This is a genomic window from Streptomyces sp. NPDC034111 (assembly GCF_055575375.1).
In genome coordinates, this window is record NZ_JBVIST010000004.1 from 93,938 (window position 1) to 116,190 (window position 22,253).

The window sequence follows — 22,253 nt, forward strand, 5'->3', positions numbered from 1 at the left end:
CACAAAGCGAGGAGGGCCGCCGGCTTTCGCCGGCGGCCCTCCTCGTTGAATTTTCAGCCAAGTCGCCTGTCTTTGACCCGCCGTTCGCGGGAGTGCCCGGAGCCGGACTTGAACCGGCACGGCCCGTAGGCCAGCGAGGTTTAAGCTCGCCGTGTCTGCATTCCACCATCCGGGCCTGGGATCCCCCATGCCACCTCAAAGAGGGCAGCACGAGCGTAGCCCGCAGCGCACGACGCACATCGGCCGCTCATCCCGAGGTTGTCTTATTTTATTGGCAACTGAGGGTGCATCAGCGCTGGGTACAGGCCTTCGGCACATGCCTGAAGCCCACTCTTGCCAGAACCCGCCACGGCGCAATTTCGTGCCCGAATTGACGGAAACTCGACGCCCCCTCCGCACGGCCCTCACCCCTGCGGGTGGAAGCCTCCGGATGCTCCGTCCGCGGCAGCGGCATCAGGGTTCGTCTCCTCCCCAGGGATGACCGGGCACCGCCCGGCTACTTCCCAGGGGTAAGCCGAGGACGGTCACAGGGGTTGACGTCCCCCGCCCCTCGCCTGACCCACGATGGAAACCGTCCGCTTGACGTCCGCGGCGCGCCGCCCGGTGGCGCCTCGGCTCCGATGGTCCCTCGTCCCGACAGGAGCTCCTTCCCGTGACCACCACCCACTCAGGCGTCTCCACCGCCGACCGCACCACCGCGGTGGCCGCCCGCGCCACGGATCTCACCAAGGTCTATGGACAGGGCGAGACCGAGGTGGTCGCCCTGGACGCGGTCTCCGTCGACTTCCGCCAGGCCCAGTTCACCGCGATCATGGGCCCCTCCGGGTCCGGCAAGTCGACCCTGATGCACTGCATGGCCGGGCTCGACGGGATCTCCGGCGGCTCCGCCAGGATCGGCGACGTCGAACTGACCGGACTCAAGGACAAGAAGCTCACCCAGCTGCGACGCGACAAGATCGGCTTCATCTTCCAGGCGTTCAACCTGCTGCCGACCCTGAACGCCCTGGAGAACATCACCCTGCCCATGGACATCGCCGGCCGTAAGCCGGACCGCGCCTGGCTGAACCGCGTCGTGGAGACCGTCGGGCTGGGCGGCCGCCTCAAGCACCGCCCCAGTCAGCTCTCCGGCGGCCAGCAGCAGCGCGTCGCGGTCGCCCGCGCGCTCGCCTCCCGGCCCGAGATCATCTTCGCCGACGAGCCCACCGGCAACCTCGACTCGCGCTCCGGCGCCGAAGTGCTGGGCTTTCTGCGCAACTCCGTGCGCGAGCTGGGCCAGACCGTGGTGATGGTGACCCACGACCCGGTCGCCGCCTCCTACGCGGACCGGGTGGTCTTCCTCGCCGACGGCCGGATCGTCGACGACATGCCCAACCCCACCGCCGACATGGTCCTTGAGCGGATGAAGGGCTTCGACGCCAAGGGCCGCACCAGCTGACCGTCAGCAGCCACCCGCCTTCCGGACCTCTCCTCCAGGACTGACCCACTCATGTTCCGTACCGCCTTGCGCAATGTGCTTGCGCACAAGGCCAGGCTGCTGATGACCGTGCTCGCCGTGATGCTCGGCGTGGCCTTCGTCTCCGGCACCCTGGTCTTCACCTCGACCATCTCCGACGCCTTCCAGGCCAGCTCCCAGAAGGGCTACGACAACGTCGACGTCGCCATCCAGCCGCGTGGCTCCGACGGCGAGCCCGGCGCCCCCGGCGCGGCCCCGAAGCTCGACCAGAAGCTGCTCGACCGGGCCTCCCGCGTGCCCGGCGCCGCCTCCGCCACCGGCACCGTCTCCGGCTTCACCGCCATCGCCGACAAGAAGGGCCAGCTGATCGGCGACGGCTTCTCCACCCTCGGCGGCAACTACTCCGCCGGCAAGGACGGCAACGACGCCCGCTACCCGATGCGCAGCGGCGCCGCCCCCAAGGGCCCGCACGAGTTCGCGCTGGACGCCCACACCGCGGACAAGGCCGGCTACAAGGTCGGTGACACCGTCCGGCTCTCCGTCGACGGACCGGTCCGCGAGCAGAAGCTGACCGGCATCTTCACCACCGACGACGGCTCGGTCGCGGCCGGCGGCAGCCTCGCGCTGTTCGACACCCCGACCGCACAGAAGCTGTTCGCCACGCCCGGCGAGTTCAGCGAGATCGACGTCAAGGCCGCGCCCGGCACCTCCCAGAACGCCCTGAAGTCCGCGGTGGACAAGGTCCTGCCCAAGGACGCCGCCGAGGCCACCACCGGCAAGCAACTCGCCGACGACCAGGCCGAGATGATCGCCAAGAGCATGGACGGTATGAAGACCGGCCTGCTCGCCTTCGCCGGTATCGCGCTCTTCGTCGGCGTCTTCATCATCGCCAACACCTTCACCATGCTGGTCGCCCAGCGCACCAAGGAGCTGGCGCTGCTGCGCGCGGTCGGTGCCAGCCGCCGCCAGGTGACCCGCTCGGTGCTGATCGAGGCGTTCGTCGTCGGCGCGGTCGCCGGGGTCACCGGCCTGGCCGCCGGTATCGGGATCGGCGCCGGACTGCGCGCCCTGATGAGCAGCACCGGCGCGACGGTCCCCGACGGCCCTCTGGTGGTCTCGCCGTCCACCGTCCTGGTCTCGCTCCTGGTCGGCATCGTCGTCACCGTTCTGGCCGCCTGGCTGCCGGGCCGCCGCGCCGCGAAGATCCCGCCGGTCGCCGCGATGAACAGCGTGCACGCCACCGCCACCACCAAGTCGCTCGTCGTACGCAACACCATCGGCGCGCTGTTCGCGGGCGCCGGTGCCGCCGGGGTGCTGGTCGCCACCGGCATGACCGACGGCAAGGCCGTGATGGGCGGCGGCGCAGTACTGCTGCTGATAGGCGTGTTCATCCTGACGCCGCTGCTGTCCCGTCCGCTGATCGCGCTGGCCTCGCCCGTACTACGGGCCTTCGGGATCTCCGGCACCCTCGCCCGGCAGAACGCGGTGCGCAATCCGCGCCGTACGGCCGCCACGGCCTCCGCGCTGATGGTCGGGCTGACGCTGATCACCGGCCTGACGGTGATCGCGGGCAGCGTGCAGAAGGGCATCGACAAGATGGCCACCGGGTCGCTCACGGCCGACTACGTCGTCTCCATGGCCAGCCACGTCCCGCTCTCCCCGGACGTGGCGAAGAAACTCGACGGTCTGGACGAGGTCACCGCCGTCAGCCCGCTGCGCAGCTCCTCCGCCCGGATCGGCACCGAACCCGCCCGCCTGACCGGCGTCAACGGCAAGGACTTCGGGCAGCTCACCCAGCTCGACTTCACCAAGGGCGCACTCGGCGACCTGTCCGGCGGCCGGACGATCGTGGACGACGCCACCGCGAAGAAGAGCGGCTGGCAGCCCGGTTCCCGTATCCCGGTGACGTTCGCGGACGGCAAGAAGGGCACGCTGACCGTCTCGGGCGTCTACCAGGGCAACCAGATGATCAACGGCATCATCATGGACAACGCCACCCTGGCACCGCACCAGAAGCAGATCACCGATATCCAGGTGATGGTGAAGACCAAGCACGGCGCCACCGAGGCCGCCAAGGACTCGCTGGTCAAGGGGCTCGGCAAGAACCCGGCGATCTCCGTCTCCGACAAGAAGGACATCTCCGAAGGCATCGCCCAGATGTTCAGCCTGATGCTGAACATGCTCTACGGGCTGCTGGCGATGGCCGTGATCGTCGCGGTGCTCGGTGTCATCAACACCCTGGCGATGTCGGTCTTCGAACGCTCGCAGGAGATCGGCATGCTGCGCGCCATCGGCCTGGACCGCCGCGGCATCAAGCGCATGGTGCGCCTGGAGTCGCTGGTGATCTCCCTCTTCGGCGGAGTGCTCGGCATCGGCCTGGGCGTCTTCTTCGGCTGGGCCGCCGGTGAGCTGGTCAGCGGCTCGCTGCCGACGTACGAACTGGTGCTGCCCTGGGGGCGGATAGGCATCTTCCTCGGGCTGGCCGCGCTGGTCGGCGTGCTCGCCGCGCTCTGGCCGGCCCGGCGGGCGGCCAGGCTCAACATGCTGGCCGCGATCAAGGCCGAGTAGCCGGTTGCGGATGTGCCGGGCCCGGACGGGCCCGGCACACCGCGCGTCATGCGGACCAGGTGCGGGTCCGCAGCGGCAGTCCGGAGGCGCCGGAGTCCGGCGTCCGGACTGCCAGCACCTGGTTGACCCCTATGCGGTTCCGCTCGAACGACAGCGCCGAGGCCGCCATGTAGAGCCGCCAGACCCGGGCCCGCCCCGGAGACGTCAGCCGCGCCGCCTGCTCCCAGTGGGTCTCCAGATTGGTGACCCACTGCCGCAGCGTCAGCGCGTAGTGCTCCCGGATCCCCTCCACGTCCCGCACCTCGAACCCGGCGTCCTCCAGCTGGCCCACCGTCTGCCCGACCGGCGCCAGCTCCCCGTCCGGGAAGACATAGCGGTCGATGAAATCGTCGACGTGGTAGGTCTCCTCGTCGGCCAGCGGCCGCCGCGCGATCTGATGGTTCAGCAGCCGCCCGCCGGGCCGCAGCAGGTCGTACAGCGCGCTCGCATACTCCGCGTACCGCTCCCGGCCGACGTGCTCGGCCATCCCGATCGAGGAGATCGCGTCGAACGGCTCGTCCTTGATCTCGCGGTAGTCCTGCACCCGGATCTCGACCCGGTCGGCGAGTCCGGCCTCGGCGATCCGCTTACGGGCGAAGGTGGCCTGCTCCTCGGAGAGGGTGATGCCGACGGCCCGTACGCCGTACTCACGGGCCGCGTGCAGCACCATCGAGCCCCAGCCGCAGCCCACGTCCAGCAGCCGCACGCCCTCCTTGAGGCCGAGCTTGCGGCAGATCAGGTCGAGCTTGTCGCGCTGGGCGTCCTCCAGGGTGGCCGCGGATCCTTCGGAGGTCCCCCAATAGGCGCAGGAGTAGACCATGGACGGGCCGAGCACCAGCGCATAGAAGTCGTTGCCGAGGTCGTAGTGGTGGCTGATGGCTTCCTTGTCGCGCCGCAGGGTGTGCAGCGGGCCGCGCCGGCGTCTGACCTCTTCGGCGGGCGGGGCGGGCGGTACGGGGGCGCCGCCCAGCGTGAGCAGTTCGCGGGCGGCGCTGCGGATCTCCGGGCGGGCCAGCGCGCGCAGTACGGCGGCGCGCTGCGGTGTGACGTCGCCGCCGCGCTCCCAGATCAGCCCGGCGAGCAGATCGAGCGCTTCGTAGAGATCGCCCTCGATGTCGAGGTCACCGGCCACCCAGGCGCGGGCCAGGCCGAGTTCGCCGGGCCGGAACAGCAGCCGGCGCAGCGCCCGGCGATGCCGGATGACCAGTGTGGGGGCCCCCGGCGGACCGGACTCGCTGCGGTCCCAGGCGCGGATGCGCACCGGGAGCGGGACTCCCAGTACCTCCTCGGCGAGCTTGGTGAGCCGTCGAGCGGCGTCGGCCATGTCGCACACCTCCGTGTTGACGAGTCGGGCAAAGAAGTTTCACCCACCACGCAAACGCCAATGGGGCGCCCAAATAGTCCCGTTCACACGCTAGGGAACCGCAAACTGCCCGCTTTGCGCCACGGCGCACACGCCGAAGGGCGCCCGCCCCACGGATGGCGGACGCCCTTCGGGCTGGTCGGAGTACCCGACCGGGGATTCAGGAAGCCTTGGCCTTCGGCTTGTCGCCGGAGCCGGCCGCGGCCGGAGCGGGGGCCGGCTTGGCCGCCTCGTAGAACTCCTCGCGGGGGTTCTCCATGGCGCCGAGCGAGACGACCTCGCGCTTGAGGAACATGGCCAGCGTCCAGTCGGCGAAGACCCGGATCTTGCGGTTGAACGTCGGCATCGCCATGCCGTGGTACGCGCGGTGCATGTACCAGGCGAGACGGCCCTTGAGCTTGATCTTCATCTTGCCCATGACGATCATCGCGACGCCCTTGTGCAGGCCCAGACCGGCGACCGCACCCTTGTTGGCGTGGCTGTACTCCTTCTGCGGGAAGCCCCGCATACCGGAGACCACGTTGTCGCCGAGGACCTTGGCCTGCCGCAGCGCGTGCTGGGCGTTCGGCGGGCACCAGGCGTTCTCGTTGCCGTTCTTACGGCCGACCAGGTCCGGGACCTGGGCGTTGTCGCCCGCGGCCCAGATGTAGTCGGTGCCCTGCACCTGGAGCGTGGCGGCGGTGTCGACGTGACCGCGCGGGCCGAGCGGCAGGCCGAAGCGGGCCAGCGCCGGGTTGGGCTTGACGCCCGCGGTCCACACGATGGTGTTGGAGTCGACCTCGAGGCCGTTGTTGAGCTTGACGTGACCGTCGACGCAGGAGTCCATACCGGTCTTGAGGTAGATCTCGACGCCGCGGCTCTCGAGGTGCTCCTTGCCGTAGGCGCCGAGCTTCGGGCCGACCTCGGGGAGGATCTTGTCGGCCACGTCCACCAACAGGAAGCGCATGTCCTCGCGCTTGACGTTGTTGTAGTACTTCGCGGCATCGCGGGCCATGTCCTCGACCTCGCCGACGGTCTCCGCACCCGCGAAGCCACCGCCGATGAAGACGAAGGTGAGCGCCTTGCGGCGGACCTCTTCGTCGGTCGTGGAGTCGGCCTTGTCCAGCTGCTCCAGGACGTGGTTGCGCAGGCCGATGGCCTCTTCCACGCCCTTCATCCCGATGCCGTTCTCGGCCAGGCCGGGGATCGGGAAGGTGCGGGAGACCGCGCCCATCGCGATCACCAGATAGTCGAAGGGCAGCTCGTAGGCCTCGCCGACCAGCGGGGCGATCATGGCGACCTTGCGGTCCTGATCGATGGTGGTGACCCGGCCGGTGAGGACCTCCGCCTTCGGCAGGACGCGTCGCAGCGGGACGACGACGTGCCGGGGGGAGATGCTGCCGGCGGCGGCTTCGGGGAGGAAGGGCTGATAGGTCATGTACGACCGCGGGTCGACGACCGTGACGGTCGCCTCGCCGTAGCGCATCTTCTTGAGGATGCGCCGAGCTGCGTACAGGCCTACGTACCCACCGCCTACTACGAGGATCCTGGGACGCTCCGTGGTGCTCATGCAATCGAGTATCCACCCCCACATGGGGGGTCGCTCGTGAGCCCCTTCACAAGGACCTCAGGGGTATCTGCTACACTCCGCCGGCTTCGTGACCGACGCCATAGTCCAAACCGGAACCACCGTGTTACGGAAGGCGTTGGAGACCCCCGTTGATCAGGGCTTGTGGGCCTCCGGACGGCTCAACCACACCCTCCGGGCGTGCGCGGCCAGGACGCCGGAACCCGCGCATCCGCCGGGTCGAAGGGTCCTAGGACCTTCGAATGAGGGTCGGACGAACAGATTGTTCGCCCAACGGGAGGGAATTTCATGTGAAGGATTTCACGAACCTTTTTTCCGAAGCCCTCCGCTGAGCCCCCTCAGGCCCCCTGAAGCCCGCTCAGACGGGTGTCCCACCCGCTCAAAAGCCCGGTCGACAGGGGGCGTTGCGCCAGGAGGTCAGGCCTGGTCGAGTGCGGCGTGCCAGGCGATGCCGTCGAGGATGTCGTGCTCGCTGACGACGACCTCCTCGGCGCCCGCCCGCTCCATGATCGACAGCAGTACCAGCGCGCCCGCGCCGATCACATCGACCCGGCCCGGGTGCATGACCGGGATGGCGGCGCGCTCGGCGTGGGTGGAGGACAGCAGCCGCTCGGTGATCTCGCGGACCTTGGCCAGCGAGACCCGGGAGTGGTGGATGGCCTCGGAGTCGTAGTGGTCCAGGCCCAGCGCGATACCGGCGACGGTGGTGACCGAACCGGCCAGGCCCACCAGGGTGGCGGCCTCGCTCAACGGGACGGTCTCCTCGACCCGGTCCAGCGCCGCGGCGACATCGGCCTTTATGGCGGAGATCTGCCCCGGGGCCGGCGGGTCGGTGAGAGGGGTGTGCGAAGCACTCGTTGAGGGGTGGTGGCCGGGAGACGGGTGGGCCTCGCCGCCGTGCACCAGATGCCGCTCGGTCATCCGTACACAGCCGACGTCGACCGAGCGGGCGGCCCGTACGGACTCCGCGCCGAGCACGAACTCGGTCGAACCGCCGCCGATGTCGACCACGAGGAAGGGCTGGGCGAGGTCCGTGCGTCCGGTGAGTTCCTTGGTGGCGCCGGTGAAGGAGAACTCCGCCTCCTGTTCACCGGTGATCACCTCGGGCTCCACGCCCAGGATGTCCACGACGCCGCGGACGAAGTCCTCGCGGTTCTCCGCGTCCCGGGAGGCCGAGGTCGCCACGAAGCGGACGTGCTCGGCACCCAGGCCCTTGATCACCGCGGCGTACTCCCGGCAGGCCGCGAAGGTGCGCTCCAGTGCACCGGGCGCCAGCCGCCCGGTGCGGTCCACGTCCTGGCCCAGCCGGACGATCTGCATCCGGCGGTCGAGCTCCTTCAGCTCACCGGTCCCGGGGTCAACGTCCGCGACCAGCAGACGGATGGAGTTCGTACCGCAGTCGACGGCGGCGACGCGCTTCACTCGGACTCTCCCTCGTCGTTCCCGGTGTGCTCACCGGTCGCACCGCACGGGCTGACGCACGGCCCCTTCTTCCACCACTCCGGCAGCATCGCGAGCGCCTCGTCCCCGAGCGGGTTGACGCCCGGTCCGGCCGCCAGCGAGTGGCCGACGAGCACATGCAGGCACTTGACCCGGTCGGGCATGCCGCCCGCGCTCGGGAAGCCTTCCAGCACCTCGATGGCGTCCCGCCGCCGGATGTAGTCCTCGTGGGCCGCGCGGTAGGCGGCGGCCAGCTCCGGGTCGGTCGCCAGCCGCTCGGTCATCTCCTTCATCACGCCGTTGGCCTCCAGCGTGCCGATCGCGGAGGCCGCGCGCGGGCAGGTGAGGTAGTAGAGCGTGGGGAAGGGCGTGCCGTCCTCCAGGCGCGGCGCCGTCTCGACGACATCGGGCTGGCCGCAGGGGCAGCGGTGCGCGATGGCGCGCAGCCCGCGCGGCGGGCGGCCCAGTTGCTCCTTGAAGGCGGCGATGTCCGCGGCGGTGGGCTCGGTGGGCTCGGTCTGGGGCGGAGGGGTTTCCATGTGCGCTTTCGGTGAGGTGGGTGGTGAGGCGGCGGTGCGGCCGTCCCTGACGACAGTACGGGGCGGCACGCGCCGAGGGTACGGAACGTCGCGGCCCGACGGTACGGACCGGGCACACCGACGGTACGGGCCGGCGGCAACCGAAGGGTTCGGGACGGCGCTAGCGCCGGTCGGCGGAGTCGACCGCGCTCCACAGATTCTCGTACCAGGGGCGCTGCGCCGCCTGCGGCCCCTTGGGGGCCGTGCCGGTGCCGGAGCCGTCCTGGACGATGTATCCGGTCTCGCCCGGCATGACGTAGTGCAGATGCCGGCGGGCCTGCTGGCGTACGTACTCCGGGTCCTGCCAGCGGGCCTTCTGCTCGCGCAGCCGGTCCAGCGCGGCACCGGCGTCCTGTGCCTTACGCCGCTGGTCGGCGATGTCCGAGCGCTGGGAGACGTACTGCCTTATCGGGTAGGCCAGCGCCACGACCAGGGAGCACATCACCAGCGCCAGCAGGGCGGCGCGGCCGGTGAGGCGGTTGCGGCGGGCCGGGCGGGCGCGGTAGACGCGGGCGGCGGCCTGTTCGCCGAGCGCCTTGAGTCGGGTCGCGGTCGAGAACCGGTCCGCGGGCACGTCGTCTCCCCTTCACTGGCTGAAGCAGGTACGTCCCCGGCAACGGTACGGGACCGGTGCCGGGGACGCTTCGCTTCGCTGCGCCGTTGCTCTCCTGTGGTGCCTTGGGGCGCAAGGCACTCAGGGCTGGCCTGCGGTCAGCCCTTGAACCGCGGGAAGGCGGAGCGGCCCGCGTACACCGCGGCGTCGTCGAGGATCTCCTCGATGCGCAGCAGCTGGTTGTACTTGGCGACGCGCTCGGAGCGGGCCGGGGCGCCGGTCTTGATCTGGCCGCAGTTGGTGGCGACGGCGAGGTCGGCGATGGTGACGTCCTCGGTCTCACCGGAGCGGTGCGACATCATGCACTTGAAGCCGTTGCGCTGGGCCAGCTCGACGGCGTCCAGGGTCTCGGTCAGCGAGCCGATCTGGTTGACCTTCACCAGCAGCGCGTTGGCGGAGCCCTCCTCGATGCCGCGGGCGAGGCGCTCGGGGTTGGTGACGAACAGGTCGTCGCCGACCAGCTGGACCTTGCTGCCGAGCTTGTCGGTGATGACCTTCCAGCCGGCCCAGTCGTCCTCGAACAGCGGGTCCTCGATGGAGACCAGCGGGTAGGCCGCCACCAGCTCCCCGTAGTACTCCGTCATCTCGGCGGCGGAGCGCTCCTTGCCCTCGAAGAGGTACTTGCCGTCCTTGTAGAACTCGGAGGCGGCGACGTCCAGGGCGAGGGCGATGTCCTGGCCGGGGGCGTAACCGGCCTGCTTGATGGCCTCCAGGATGAGGTCCAGGGCCTCGCGGTTGGAGCCCAGGTTGGGGGCGAAGCCGCCCTCGTCACCGAGGCCGGTGGACAGCCCGCGCTCCTTCAGGACCTTCTTGAGGGTGTGGTAGACCTCGGCGCCCCAGCGCAGCGCCTCGGAGAAGGACTCCGCGCCGATCGGGGCGATCATGAACTCCTGGATGTCCACGTTGGAGTCGGCGTGCGAGCCGCCGTTCAGGATGTTCATCATCGGGACGGGCAGGACATGCGCGTTCGGGCCACCGAGGTAGCGGAACAGCGGGAGGTCGCTGGCCTCGGAGGCGGCGTGCGCGACGGCGAGGGAGACGCCCAGGATGGCGTTGGCGCCGAGCGAGCCCTTGTTGTCGGTGGCGTCCAGGTCGAACATCGCCTGGTCGATCAGCCGCTGCTCGGTCGCGTCGTAGCCGACGAGCTCCGGGCCGATCTGCTCGATGACGGCCAGGACGGCCTTTTCGACGCCCTTGCCGAGGTAGCGGTTCGGGTCGCCGTCGCGGAGCTCGATGGCCTCGAAGGCGCCGGTCGAGGCGCCGGACGGCACGGCGGCACGGCCGGTGCTGCCGTCGTCGAGGCCGACCTCGACCTCGACCGTGGGATTACCTCGCGAGTCGAGAATTTCGCGGGCTACGACGACGTCGATGGACGGCACGTTGTCTCCTTCATGGGTGTCTGGAGTTCTCCGGCACGAGCCTAACGGCCCCGGGTGCATCCACTGCCCCTCGGCCCGCTCTGTGGGACGGAAGGGCCCGAAAATCTTCCCAAAGGCATAGTTCGCCGGAGATTTAGCTGCATTGTTCGCGTAACGGGAAAAATCGCTGGACGTGGCAGGTCACAGCCCCGGCCACGCGCTGGCGCACGGAGAAACCCCGCCGCGGCGCGCTGAGGGAACGGCGCGCCGGGCGGGGCTGTCTCAGGAGGAAGGTGACCCGCACCGGGCCTGGACCCGCCGCCCGGGTCCGGTCGGCTCCGGTGCGGGGACGGCTCAGACGTTGAGCTTCTGGCCCGGGAAGATCAGGTTCGGGTTGCCGCCGATGACCGACTTGTTGGCCTCGTACAGCGACTTCCAGTTGGTGCCGTGCGCCTTGGCGATCTTGGCGAGGGTGTCGCCCGCCTTCACGGTGTAGTTGCCGTGGCCGTTGGACTTCTTCGGGGCCGGCTGGGCCTTCTCGGTCTTGGCGGCCGGGGTGGTCTTCTTCACCGCGTCGTCGCTCTTCTGCGGCGCGGACTTGGTCTGCGCGGAGGAGCCGGTGTCGACGTCGGCGGCGGGACCACCGGAGGTGAGGCCGCCGGCGCCCGCGCAGGTCCAGGCACCCGGGCCCTGGATGGCGAGCAGCTTCTCGGCGGCGGCGATCTGCTGGGCCTTGGTGGCCAGGTCCGCACGCGGCGCGTACTGGGTACCGCCGGCGGCGGCCCAGCTGGAGTTGGAGAACTGGAGGCCACCGTAGTAGCCGTTACCGGTGTTGATCGACCAGTTGCCGCCGGACTCGCACTGGGCGACCTTGTCCCAGGTCGCGACGGAGGCGGCGGAGGCGGAGGTGGCGCCCATCAGCGGGACGGCCACGGCGGCACCGGCGACACCGGCGAGGGTGGCGACGCGGGCGGCCTTGGAGGGACGACGGTGCTTGCCTTTGTTGATCAGCATGGTTCGTTCGTTTCCTCACCGACGCCTGCGAGGTGAGCTGTCGGGTTCGGGCTGTGAGTGCCCGGCCGGTGCGCGTGGCGCACCTGCTTCACCCCAAGCCGGCTGACCCGCTTTCACGGTCCTGACCGGCACTTACCTTGGTTCCCCCGCTCCTGCCTACGGCGCTTGCGCGTCAACTGCCTGCGATCACCGGCAGGATTCGGCGTGTGATCACAGGGGCCCGCTTTGGCGAGCGGTCATGACCGTAAGCAGTAACCCTGTTGATGTTCAAACCCCACCATCTGAACCAAGTTGACCGCTTTTGATCACGAGTTGGTCACATATCCGCAGGTGGGGCCCGGTCCGACGAGTCCGGACGGACCGGGGTTCACCAGGCGCAAAGAGACCCTTGTCTCACTTTCGCCAAATCGGGGCGAAGGCTGCGAACTACCCTGCGGTGTGCCCGAGATCGAGCTGCTGACCTGGGTGGATCAGATCCGCGTCGGACCCGATGACGCCCTCGTTGCGCTCGTAGAGCGCGTTCCACCCGCCGGGCAGACTATGGGCCGCGGCGATGGCTGACAGGCTGTCACCCTTGCGCACGGTGTAGTCGCCGTCGTCCGCCGGGTCCGTACGGTGCGCGTCACCGCCGCGCGAGGCGTGCCGGCCCGAGGTGCGGTCACCGCCGTCCCGCTCGCTGTCGTCCACATTGCCGCGGTGCCGGCCCTTGGCGGGCGTCTCGTGCGGGGTGCCGGCGGTGTCCGTACGGCTGCCGTCGTCGGACGGGTCGGCGGACTCGGCGGGGTCGCCGGACTCGGAGGGCTCGGCAGACTCGGACGGGTCGGCGGAGTCGGAGGGGTCCTCGGAGGGGGAGGCGCCGTCGCTGCCGTCCTCGCCGTCGCTGCCGGTCCCCTCGCCGTTGCCCTTGCCCTCGTCGTCCGGCGTCGCGGAGTCGGACGGTTCCTGGGTGCGGTCGTGGCCGCGGTGGGAGGCGTCGTCGGAGTCGGCGGAGTCCGAGGGGTCGGAGTCCGAGGGCGAGGGTGTCGCGTCGGACGGCTCGTCGGACCGGCTGTCGCCGGACCCGTCGTGCGCCCCGGACCCGTCGGACCAGTCGGAGGAGCCCTCCTCGTCGCCCGGGTCGGGCAGCGGCATGCTGGTGTTGCCCGGGTCGACCTCCGGCGCCTGACCGTCCTGGGTCAGGCCCGCGTTCACCGCACAGCTGGGCCAGGCGTCCGGGCCGCGGTCGTCCAGGATCGATTCGGCCACCGCGATCTGCTGGGCGCGGCTGGCGAGGTCGGGGCGCGAGGCGTAGGCGGCGCCGCCGTTCTCGTCCCACATCTCCTGGGTCAGCTGGAGCCCGCCGTAGAAGCCGTTGCCCGAGGCCGCACTCCAGACCCCACCGCTCTCACACTGGGCGACCTTGTCCCAGGTCGCGGTGTCGGCGGCGTGTGCACCACCGGCGGAGAGCAGGGGCAGAGCTAGGCCTGCGCCGGTCACTCCCGCCGTGACAAAGATGGCCGGTGCCTGACGGGGGCGACGGTGTCGGCCGGTCCCGGAACGCATGCGGATGCCTTTCGCGCGGCGGTTGAGTTGTCCGACGATCCGTTCGAATCATTCGAACGGGCCGACAGGTCACCCGTCGACCGATGCGGGCACGGCGCGCACCCTTAGCCCGGTCCACCCCATCACCGCTTCGACCGATCGAGTGAATCCCATCGAATCCTGACGATCGTCGGTCGAAAGGTAGCCGGGGTCACGGGTAGTCACAAGCCGGTGTAGCGCAGATCACGTAATGGTCACGCAGGTGACGCTGCGTCACTTCGGCCTCCGTCGCTGGTCAGAGCCCGCTCGGGAGTGAACTCCACCGGCAACGACCGCAGTCCGCGCATGATGAGCCCGCCGCGCCAGCGCAAATCGTCAGGATCTATGGCGAGACGGATGTCCGGAAGGCGTGTCAGCAGCGTCGCGAGCGCGGTCTGCCCCTCCAGCCGGGCGAGCGGGGCACCCAGGCAGTAGTGGATGCCGTGCCCGTATCCCAGGTGCTTGTTGTCACGCCGGGTCAGGTCGAGCACATCCGGTTCGTCGAAGCGTGCCGGGTCGCGGTCCGCGGCGGCCAGCACCACCAGTACGGGATCGCCCTCGGCGATCCGCTGCCCGCCGAGCGTCAGCTCCTGGGTCGCGAACCGCCAGGTCGCCAGCTCCACGGGACCGTCGTACCGCAGCAGCTCCTCGATACCGGTGGCCAGCAGTCCGGTGTCGCCCGCCGCCAGCGACTTCTCCAGCAGCTCGCGCTGCGCGGGGTGGCGCAGCAGGGCGTACGTGCCGTTGCCGATGAGGTTGACGGTGGTCTCGAAGCCGGCGAAGAGCAGGATGAACGCCATCGCCGCGGCCTCGTTCTCGGTCAGGTGCTCACCGTGGTCGGACGCCCGGATCAGAGCGGAGATCAGGTCCTCGTCCGGCTCCGGACTCGCCCCCAGGGACGCCCGCTTGCGGTGGATCAGGTCGGCGAGATAGCCCCGCATCTTCTTCACGGAGCGGGCGACCCCGCCGCGCGGGCCTCCCCCGTGCCGGATCATCATGCCGGCCCAGTCGCGGAAGTCGTCCTGGTCCTCGCGCGGGACGCCCAGCAGGTCGCAGATCGCGTAGATCGGCAGCGGAAAGGCGAAGTCATGGATCAGATCGGCCTCCCCGCGCCCGGCGAAGTCGTCGATGAGCCGGTCGGTCAGCTCCTGCACACGAGGGGCGAAGGCCCCGACCCGGCGCGGGGTGAACGCCTTGGAGACCAGCCGCCGCAGCCGGGTGTGGTCGGGCGGGTCGATGTTGAGCAGATGCGTCATCAGGTTGGCGCTGCGCTCGCCCGGGATGCCGACCTTGCCCTTGCCGTGCGCGCCGCCGCTGTGGTGCACCGGATTCTTCGACAGCCTGGCGTCGGCGAGCGCCTGCCGCGCCTCCGTGTAGCGGGTCACCAGCCAGGCCTCGACGCCGCTGGGTAGCGCGGTCCGGTGCACCGGCGCATGGTCGCGCAGCCAGGCGTATGCGGGGTACGGATCGGCGGCGAACTCCCAGGTGAACAGCTCGGGGGGAGTCTCGGGGGCCGCCGCGGTGGTGGCGGCCCCGGTGGCGGGGCAGCCGGCCGGGCCGGTGGCAGGGGTGGCGTCGGGGGCGGCGTCGGGCTTGTCGTGCACCTTCCGACCGTAACCGGCCCATGAGCACCTCTGTGCACGTACGGCACTCCCCCCGCTGCTACCCCGCCTCCACCCCCAGCCCCGCCAGGAACGCCAGTGCCGCCGGCGACGGGCCGAGGCCGCTCCACACCACCCGCTCGGTACGCTCCGGCGCCGGCCGCGCCCGCACGATGTGCAGCCCTGACAGCTCCGAGGCGATCGCCTCCGGCACCATCCCGATGCCCAGCCCCGCCCGCACCAGCTTCGCCAGGAACTCGACGGTGGTCACCTCGAACGCCACCTCAGAGGTCAGCCCCGCCGCCCGGAACGCCTCGTCACGCTGCCGCCGGGCCGCCGAACCCGCCGTGAAGTCGACAAAGGTCTCCCGCGCCAGCCGCGCCAGCGTGGTCCACTCCCGGCCGGCCAGCGGATGCCCCGGCGGCACCACCGCCACCAGCTCACCGCGCGCCAGTTCCTTCTCCCGTACGCCGACCGTGCGCGCACCGGGCACCAGTCCGACGAAGGCGACATCCAGCGTCCCCGCCCGCACCTGCGCGATGAGCGCATCGCTCATCTCCATCTGGAGGCTGATCCGCACCTGCGGACAGCGTCTGCGGAAATCCCCCAGCTCACGGGCGAGATCGACGGCCGCAACGGTCGAGATCGCCCCCACCGCCAGCCGGCCGCGCACCTCACCGGTCGCCGCCGCCACCTCCGCACGGGCCCGTTCGGCCGCCTGGAGCGCCTGCCGCGCGACCGGTACGAACGCCTCGCCGGCGGCGGTCAGCCGGACGCTGCGGCTGGTCCGGTCGAAGAGCCGCGCACCCAGCTCCTTCTCCAGCCGGGCGATCTGATGGCTGAGCGCGGACTGCACCACATGACAGCGTTCGGCGGCCCTGGTGAATCCGCCGGTCTCGGCCACCGCCACCACGTAGCGCATCTGCTGGAGCTCCATGCCCCGATCCTAGACAGCATCGATCTCGATTCACGATGGATGCGATGACAATGATGTGTTGGACTCATCGATGCGGCCGGCCCCAGTCTGGGTGGTGCCCGGGCCACGGTGGCCGCGGGCCGCAGACGGGGAGGACATGCCATGGAACCCGACCACCGAACGGAGCCGCGGCGACTGGGCCGCGGCACGCTCCTGCTGATGTCGGTCGCCACCGGGCTCTCCGTCGCCGGCAACTACTTCGCCCAGCCCCTCCTGGACATCATCGGCCGCGAACTTCACCTCACCGCCGCCACCGCCGCGCTGGTGGTGACCGTCGCCCAGGCCGGCTACGGCCTCGGCCTGCTGCTGCTCGTACCGCTCGGCGACCTGCTGGAGCGCCGCCGGCTGGCCGTCACGCTGTGCGCGGCGACGGCCGTGTTCCTGACCGTCACGGCGAGCGCGCCGAACGCCGCGCTGCTGCTGACCGGCACCGCCCTCACCGGCCTCGCCTCGGTCGCCGCGCAGGTCGTCATGCCGTACGCGGCGACCCTCGCGGCCCCCGCCGAGCGCGGCCGGACCATCGGCACCGTCATGACCGGCCTGCTGCTGGGCATCCTGCTGGCCCGTACGGCCGCCGGACTCCTCGCCGAGCTGGGCGGCTGGCGCACCGTCTACTGGGTCAATGCCGCACTGATGCTGCTGATGGCGCTGCTCCTGCGGCTCCGGCTGCCCGCCCTGCGCACCACGGCCGGACTGCGCTACCCGGCGCTGCTGCGCTCCACGCTGGCGCTGTTCGCCCAGGAGCCGGTGCTGCGATGGCGGGCGATGCTGGGCGCGCTGACCTTCGCGGGCTTCTCCGTCCTGTGGACCGCCATGGCGTTCTTGATGTCCGGCCCGGCGTACGGCTGGCAGGAGTCCGCCATCGGGCTGCTCGGCCTGGTCGGTGCCGCCGGTTCGCTCTCCGCCTCGGCGGCCGGACGACTGGCGGACCGCGGTCTGGCGCACCGTGTCACCGGCGCCGCGGCGTTCCTGCTGCTGGGGTCGTGGGGCCTGCTGGCGGCCGGCGGCGCGGGCGGCGCCTGGTCACTGGCGGCGCTGCTCGCCGGGGTGATCGTGCTGGACCTGGCCGCCCAGGCGGTCCATGTCAGCAACCAGAACCTCGTCTACGCGGTCCGCCCCGACGCCCGCAACCGCCTCAACTCGGCGTATATGACCAGCTACTTCGTGGGCGGGGCAGCGGGGTCCGCGCTGACGTCCGTGGTGTGGAGCGCGGGCGGCTGGGGCGGGGTGTGTGTCCTGGGGGCGGGGCTGGCTGCCGCTGCCGTGCTGGTGTGGGTCGCGGACCTGGTGCGGCGGCGCCGGCACCCGGGCGGTACGCGGGTGGAGCGGAAGCACCTGCCGGCGTCGGTGCCGCTCAGTCGCTGACCGGATCCGGCTGCTCCGCCAGCACCCGCCGGGCACCGGGGTGGCCCATGTCGGCGGCCTTGCGGTACCAGGCCTTACCTCGCAGCAACTCGCCCTCTTTCTTGCAGAGTTGGGCGAGGCGGAAGGCGCCGTAGGCATCGCCGAGCTCATAGCCCTTGCGGTACCACTCCCAGGCTTCGGTGACGCGGTCCAGGTCTTCGTAGAGCACGCCGAGGTTGGTGGCGTACAGCGCACGGCCCTTGTCGGCTCCGTCGCGGAAGTTCTCCACCGCTTCTTCCACGGTCTCCGTGGAGAACCTCAGCGCTTCGGCGGCCCAGGCATCGCCCGCATCCGCAGCCCGGCGCAGCCATACCCTGGCGCTCATGTGCTCGTTCCACAGCAGGGCCAGGGCGGCCCTGCCCGCCGCGACCGGGGCGTACCCGGCATGGCTCGCCTTCACATACCAGTAGGAGGCCTCGTCCTCTTCCCGTCTGCCGAGCAGCAGATCACCGAGCAGCTGTGCCGCCTCCGGAATCCCTCCCTTCGCCCCCACTTCCAGCAGGTTCTCCGCCCGCTGCCGCAGCAGCTTGCCGAGCAGCGTCGCCGCCTCGGCGTCCCCCGCATCCGCAGCAGTCTCCAGATACGGCTCCGCCGCCTTCGCCTCCCCCCGCTCAGCCAGCATCCGCCCCAACCGCCCGGCGGACTGCGCCTCCCCCGCCTCCGCGGCACGCCGGAACCACTCCTCGGCCTCCTCGCCCTTGCCCAGCGTTTCCGCGAGCACACCCAGGTTGTGCAGGGCCGTGCTGTCGCCCGCCTCGGCGGCCCGCCGGAAGGCCTCGCGCGCGCCTTCCGCGATCACCGCGAAGTCGTACGCCTCATCCCCCCGGGCCGCCTCCAGCGCGCAGCCCCACACCTGGCCGTCCACCGCGGGCAGATCCTCGTGCCGGCCCGCGGCCTCCAGCAGGAACGGCGCCACCCGCCACGTATCGCCGGTGACGCGCACCAGGCACCGCAGCAGCCCGTACCGCCGCTCGGTCGCCCAGGCGCGGGCTTCCGCCACCGGCTCGCGGTCCATCCCGGCCACATCCGCGTACCCCTCATGCACCTTCAGGAGCAGGTCCATGGGCAGCGGCCCGCCGAGCCCGCAGCGGGCCAGGTCGAGGGCCGCCCGGACCAGGGCATGACCACGGGGGTGCCGGTCGGCGCGCCGGGCACGCCACCACTCCTCCCACAGGAGCGGGCCCAGGGCGAGGTACGCGGCGGCGCCTTCGGAGCCGCTCGACCGGTACGCCTCGGAAAGCCGCGGGTCACCGTTGCCCCGCTCCTCCAAGCGGGCCCGCTCGGCCGGGCTCCACTCCCGCGCCAGCTCGACCGTCTGCGCGAGGTCGAGCACCCGGCCGTGCGGCTCATGGCGGTGCTCGTCGTACGCCTCGTCCCGCATCGTGGCCAGCACCACCACCCGCAGCGCGGTCAACTGCGCCAGCAGCCGCGGCTCCAGCCCGCACGCGCCGAGATGCCCGTCCAGGTCGTCCAGCCATACGGCATACCGCCCCGGACGCCCCTGCAAGAGCGCGGGCAGCCCCCGCAGATCCGCACCCCGCGCGGGCGCGTACACCCGGAAGCCTTCGAGCTGCTCGGCCATCGCCCGCAACGCCGTACGCGACTTGCCGACGAACGGCTCCCCGAGCACCAGCACCAGCCCGCCCCGCTCCCGGGCCTGCACCATCGCCGAGCCGAGCTCGCGGTCACGGTCGCGGGCGACGTACGGCGGAAGCGGCGGAGAGCCGGCCCAGCGGTGCGTCGGCCGCACCCCCAGCGCGATGGGGTCCACGTCCCCCACCGCGGGCCACTCCTCCGGGTCGGGAAGGTTCCCGTAGTACGGATGCGGACCCGCATGGAAGGCGATCGAGTTGATGGTGCTCGCCTGGACGACCGTCCCCTGGCTGCCACCGGAGACGGTGTTCAGCACACCCGGGTTCCGCACCTTCGGGTCCTGCACCTCCGGGTTCCGCACCTCCGGGTTCCGCACCTCCGGGTGAGGACGCTCGCCACCGTCCGCCTCCCCCGAATCCCCTGAATCCCCTGAATCCCCCGACTCACCCAGGATGGAACGGAGTTCATCAGCAGCCTGCGGATCACGCTCAAACAGGTCGCGCAGCAGGATCTGCCAGCGCAACGCGGTGGCCAACGGGTCCCGGCCGGCGGACCGCGCATCCGTCAGCTGCTCGACGAGTTCCGCGGCGGCGCCGTCGTCCGAGCGCCGGAACAGCTCCCGTACCCGCAGCCGTACGTCCGCCCAGCCGTCCATGGCCATCTCGGCGGCCAGCCGCCCGGCCGTCGAGACCGCGGCCTCCACCAACTCCTGTTTCACCGCGCCCCCTCAACACACCGTGCCCCCACGCTACTTAGGTTGCCGCCCCTCCGCAGCCACCACCGCATCCCGGTAGGCCCGGGCCGCCGCCCGCAACGCCGCCTCGGGGTCCACGCCTGCCGCCTCCGCCCGCACCGCCATCGCCAGCAGCTCGTAACCGATCCCGTCACCCGTCGGCAGGGCGACATCGAGACCGGCCGTCCGCACCCGCGATGCCAGCTTCGCCGCCAGCGCGAGCCCGGGCTGGCCCAGCGGCACGCCCTCGGTCACCGACTCCCGCTGCTTCTCCTCCGCCTTCGTCCGCAGCCAGTGCGCCTTGACGTCCTCCGGGGTCGTTGCCGCCTCCTCCCCGAAGACATGGGGGTGCCGGTGGATCAGCTTCTCCACGATCGTGCCCGCCACGTCATCGATGGAGAACGGCTCCTCCGGGTCGTCCTGAGCGATCCGGGCGTGGAAGACGACCTGGAGGAGCACATCCCCCAGTTCCTCCCTCAGCTCCACCCGGTCGCCCGCCTCGATGGCCTCGACCATCTCGTAGGCCTCCTCCAGGCCGTACTTGGCGAGGTCCTGGTGCGTGCGGATGCTGCTCCACGGGCACTCGGCGCGAATCTGGTCCATCACCTGCACGAGGTCGAGGAGGCGGGCCCCGGGCAGGTCGTAGGAGCCGGGCAGCAGCTCCAGGTCGGGCATGGTCTCGCGCCCTGATCCGGCCAGCCGGGCCAGCCCGTCGGTCAGCGCGCTCTCACCCTCCGCCGAGGTCAGGACCACGGCCGTACGGTCGCCCGGCACGCAGTAGTCGACCAGTTCGCGGGCCGTCGGGGCGGCGGTCTCCACCTCGATGCCGGCTTCGCGCAGATAGGGCAGCTGCGGATGGTGCGGGTCGGCGCACAGCACCCGCTCGGCCGCGCGCAGCGTCTGCCACGCGGGCCAGGACAGCAGGCCGGGGGCGACCCGGTGGCTGGTGGTGAGCAGGACCAGGCGGCCGGTGCCGGTGCCCTCGGGGCGGGCGTCGGCGCCGGTGTCGGCGGCAGAGGCGTCAGCGTTCACGCCTCGAACGTAACGCACCCCACCGACAACGCCCGGCGGCGGGCAGAGCCCACCCCGGCCCCCTCCCGCGCGGTACGGCGCCGGCGCTCAGACCTGCTGCTTCGCCCGGGCCGGGGTGATCCACGGCTCCTTGGTCTCGCCGAGGATGACCTGCTGGTCGTCCCACTTGCCGAACCGCGGATTGACGTCGATGCCCATGGAGCGCGAGGTCCTGGCCAGCTCCTGGGCGAGCTGCTGCTGCCCCGCCGGCCTGCCGCGGTCCGCGCCCAGGTGCTTGGCGACACCGTCCAGCAGCAGCTGATTGCGGACCATGGCGTCGATCTCGTCGGGCGCGATGCCCTGCTGGAGCCACATCTCCTTCAGCCGCCCGGCGCCGCCGGCCTGCCGCTCGGCCTCGCCGCGCCACTTCTGGACGGCGCGGCGGGTGACCGTCACCCCGGCGTCCTCGGCGCTGCGCGCCAGCACCTCGTCGAAGATCATGCCGTTGAGGGTGGCCAGGCTCAGCCGCCCGGTGTTCATGATCAGCTGTCCGCCCTGCGGAGAGGTGGCCTGTGCGGCCCGTACGTCCTTCACCTTGGCCTGTAGCTGCGCGACGGTGATCCGCTTCCCGTCCACGATGGCCGCGGCACCGGGGTGTGACTGGCCCCCACAGGCGGCGAGCAGCGGAGTCGCGGCCAGCAGGGCGGCGGCGGTGGATACGGAGAGCGCTGTCCTACGGCGGAACACATGGCCTCCCGGCAGATCGTGCGACGGAGTCTCGACCTTGGTGGATCGATGCTATGGAGTCGTCGTGGCCCAGGCCACTGCTTCGGCCAACGATCTGCGGCGGGGTCGGTTTCTCGGCCCGGCCGGGCCGATTCCCGTTGACGCCCGTGGAGCGCGCGGGTTAGCTGCTGCGGTGACCCACCTTCGTAGCGAACGACCGGACGACGACGCCGGTTTCACAGACTGGCAGTACGTCCACAACCTGATCATCCCGACCCACCTGCTGTCTCTGGACGAGGTGCGCGAGCGCGCCGGGCGCAACCACATGGAGGTCGCGTACCTCGACGACGTTCTTGTGGGCTGTACGACGGTACGTCCGCCCACGGGCGACACCGCCACGGCGACAGTCATCGCCCGTGTGCTTCCCGATCACCGCCGGCAGGGGTTCGGCGAGCAGTTGTACGAGCGGGGGCTGGCCCAGGCCAGGGCACTCGGTGCCGAGGTGATCGAGACGGTCGTCCTGGCGTCCAATGTGGACGGACTGCGGTTCGCGCAGAACCACGGGTTCATCGAAGTCGAGCGCTACCTGCTGCCGGGCGAGACGATCCCTTGGTTCACGCTGCGGCTCCCCTGAGAACGCGGGCCCGGCCCGGTAA

Annotated in this window: 17 protein-coding genes, 1 tRNA gene and 1 riboswitch; of the genes, 4 read left to right on the plus strand and 14 right to left on the minus strand. The window is 70.9% G+C overall.

Annotated elements, in window-relative coordinates; all coding sequences use genetic code 11:
- Positions 1-93 precede the first annotated feature (93 nt).
- Positions 94-175 (minus strand) — tRNA-Leu (locus ACZ55A_RS12525).
- Between the two features lie 477 nt (positions 176-652).
- Here ACZ55A_RS12525 and ACZ55A_RS12530 point away from each other — a divergent pair.
- Together ACZ55A_RS12530 and ACZ55A_RS12535 are read left to right on the plus strand one after the other, a co-directional pair.
- Positions 653-1,435 (plus strand): ABC transporter ATP-binding protein, encoded by a 783-nt coding sequence (locus tag ACZ55A_RS12530; RefSeq protein WP_468838145.1) that lies wholly within the window; start codon positions 653-655, stop codon positions 1,433-1,435.
- A 51-nt stretch (positions 1,436-1,486) separates the two neighbouring features.
- Positions 1,487-4,021, plus strand: a complete 2,535-nt coding sequence (locus tag ACZ55A_RS12535) for an ABC transporter permease (protein WP_468838148.1) — start codon at positions 1,487-1,489, stop codon at positions 4,019-4,021.
- Positions 4,022-4,067: 46 nt separating this feature from the next.
- On the opposite strand, the gene ACZ55A_RS12540 is transcribed toward ACZ55A_RS12535, so the two are convergent.
- From ACZ55A_RS12540 to ACZ55A_RS12585, 10 genes are all read right to left on the minus strand, one after another.
- A complete protein-coding gene (locus ACZ55A_RS12540) occupies positions 4,068-5,384 on the minus strand; it encodes a class I SAM-dependent methyltransferase (RefSeq protein ID WP_468838150.1) in 1,317 nt (438 codons plus the stop codon).
- A 199-nt stretch (positions 5,385-5,583) separates the two neighbouring features.
- Positions 5,584-6,972, minus strand: a complete 1,389-nt coding sequence (locus ACZ55A_RS12545; RefSeq protein WP_468838153.1) for an NAD(P)/FAD-dependent oxidoreductase — start codon at positions 6,970-6,972, stop codon at positions 5,584-5,586.
- 435 nt (positions 6,973-7,407) lie between these two features.
- The gene (locus ACZ55A_RS12550) at positions 7,408-8,412 is read right to left on the minus strand and encodes a Ppx/GppA phosphatase family protein (RefSeq protein ID WP_468838155.1); all 1,005 of its coding nucleotides are present in this window, start codon (positions 8,410-8,412) and stop codon (positions 7,408-7,410) included.
- A complete protein-coding gene (locus ACZ55A_RS12555; protein ID WP_468839123.1) occupies positions 8,409-8,969 on the minus strand; it encodes a DUF501 domain-containing protein in 561 nt (186 codons plus the stop codon). The genes ACZ55A_RS12550 and ACZ55A_RS12555 overlap by 4 nt, the downstream gene beginning before the upstream one ends.
- A gap of 160 nt (positions 8,970-9,129) precedes the next feature.
- Entirely contained in the window at positions 9,130-9,582 is a 453-nt protein-coding gene (locus ACZ55A_RS12560; RefSeq protein ID WP_468838158.1) for an FtsB family cell division protein, read from the minus strand.
- A 137-nt stretch (positions 9,583-9,719) separates the two neighbouring features.
- The gene (gene eno / locus ACZ55A_RS12565; protein ID WP_468838161.1) at positions 9,720-11,000 is read right to left on the minus strand and encodes a phosphopyruvate hydratase; all 1,281 of its coding nucleotides are present in this window, start codon (positions 10,998-11,000) and stop codon (positions 9,720-9,722) included.
- Between the two features lie 333 nt (positions 11,001-11,333).
- Complete coding sequence (locus ACZ55A_RS12570) at positions 11,334-11,993, minus strand: transglycosylase family protein (protein WP_468838164.1); 660 nt, start codon at positions 11,991-11,993, stop codon at positions 11,334-11,336.
- Positions 11,994-12,000: 7 nt separating this feature from the next.
- A riboswitch (cyclic di-AMP (ydaO/yuaA leader) is annotated at positions 12,001-12,167 on the minus strand.
- A 252-nt stretch (positions 12,168-12,419) separates the two neighbouring features.
- A complete protein-coding gene (locus tag ACZ55A_RS12575; RefSeq protein ID WP_468838166.1) occupies positions 12,420-13,469 on the minus strand; it encodes a LysM peptidoglycan-binding domain-containing protein in 1,050 nt (349 codons plus the stop codon).
- 299 nt (positions 13,470-13,768) lie between these two features.
- Entirely contained in the window at positions 13,769-15,157 is a 1,389-nt protein-coding gene (locus ACZ55A_RS12580; protein WP_468838169.1) for a cytochrome P450 family protein, read from the minus strand.
- A 58-nt stretch (positions 15,158-15,215) separates the two neighbouring features.
- The gene (locus tag ACZ55A_RS12585; RefSeq protein WP_468838172.1) at positions 15,216-16,091 is read right to left on the minus strand and encodes a LysR family transcriptional regulator; all 876 of its coding nucleotides are present in this window, start codon (positions 16,089-16,091) and stop codon (positions 15,216-15,218) included.
- A 141-nt stretch (positions 16,092-16,232) separates the two neighbouring features.
- Here ACZ55A_RS12585 and ACZ55A_RS12590 point away from each other — a divergent pair, with 141 nt between their 5' ends.
- Positions 16,233-17,495: an MFS transporter gene (locus ACZ55A_RS12590; protein WP_468838175.1), complete on the plus strand. Its 1,263-nt coding sequence runs from the start codon at positions 16,233-16,235 to the stop codon at positions 17,493-17,495.
- Here the strand turns inward: ACZ55A_RS12590 and ACZ55A_RS12595 are convergent.
- From ACZ55A_RS12595 to ACZ55A_RS12605, 3 genes are all read right to left on the minus strand, one after another.
- Positions 17,485-19,845 carry a tetratricopeptide repeat protein gene (locus tag ACZ55A_RS12595; RefSeq protein WP_468838177.1) on the minus strand — a complete coding sequence of 787 codons (2,361 nt, stop codon included), beginning with the start codon at positions 19,843-19,845 and terminating at the stop codon, positions 17,485-17,487. The genes ACZ55A_RS12590 and ACZ55A_RS12595 overlap by 11 nt on opposite strands.
- 30 nt (positions 19,846-19,875) lie before the next feature.
- A complete protein-coding gene (locus tag ACZ55A_RS12600; RefSeq protein ID WP_468838180.1) occupies positions 19,876-20,892 on the minus strand; it encodes a nucleoside triphosphate pyrophosphohydrolase in 1,017 nt (338 codons plus the stop codon).
- Between the two features lie 87 nt (positions 20,893-20,979).
- The gene (locus ACZ55A_RS12605; protein ID WP_468838182.1) at positions 20,980-21,618 is read right to left on the minus strand and encodes a SurA N-terminal domain-containing protein; all 639 of its coding nucleotides are present in this window, start codon (positions 21,616-21,618) and stop codon (positions 20,980-20,982) included.
- 172 nt (positions 21,619-21,790) lie between these two features.
- Here ACZ55A_RS12605 and ACZ55A_RS12610 point away from each other — a divergent pair, with 172 nt between their 5' ends.
- A complete protein-coding gene (locus tag ACZ55A_RS12610) occupies positions 21,791-22,231 on the plus strand; it encodes a GNAT family N-acetyltransferase (RefSeq protein WP_468838184.1) in 441 nt (146 codons plus the stop codon).
- Positions 22,232-22,253: the final 22 nt, after the last annotated feature.

Coding starts and splice junctions, on each gene's coding strand:
- ACZ55A_RS12555 (WP_468839123.1), bottom strand. CDS start 8,969: ATGGAAACCCCTCCGCCCCAGACCGAGCCCACCGAGCCCACCGCCGCG.
- ACZ55A_RS12590 (WP_468838175.1), top strand. CDS start 16,233: ATGGAACCCGACCACCGAACGGAGCCGCGGCGACTGGGCCGCGGCACG.
- ACZ55A_RS12545 (WP_468838153.1), bottom strand. CDS start 6,972: ATGAGCACCACGGAGCGTCCCAGGATCCTCGTAGTAGGCGGTGGGTAC.
- ACZ55A_RS12535 (WP_468838148.1), top strand. CDS start 1,487: ATGTTCCGTACCGCCTTGCGCAATGTGCTTGCGCACAAGGCCAGGCTG.
- ACZ55A_RS12570 (WP_468838164.1), bottom strand. CDS start 11,993: ATGCTGATCAACAAAGGCAAGCACCGTCGTCCCTCCAAGGCCGCCCGC.
- ACZ55A_RS12585 (WP_468838172.1), bottom strand. CDS start 16,091: ATGGAGCTCCAGCAGATGCGCTACGTGGTGGCGGTGGCCGAGACCGGC.
- ACZ55A_RS12540 (WP_468838150.1), bottom strand. CDS start 5,384: ATGGCCGACGCCGCTCGACGGCTCACCAAGCTCGCCGAGGAGGTACTG.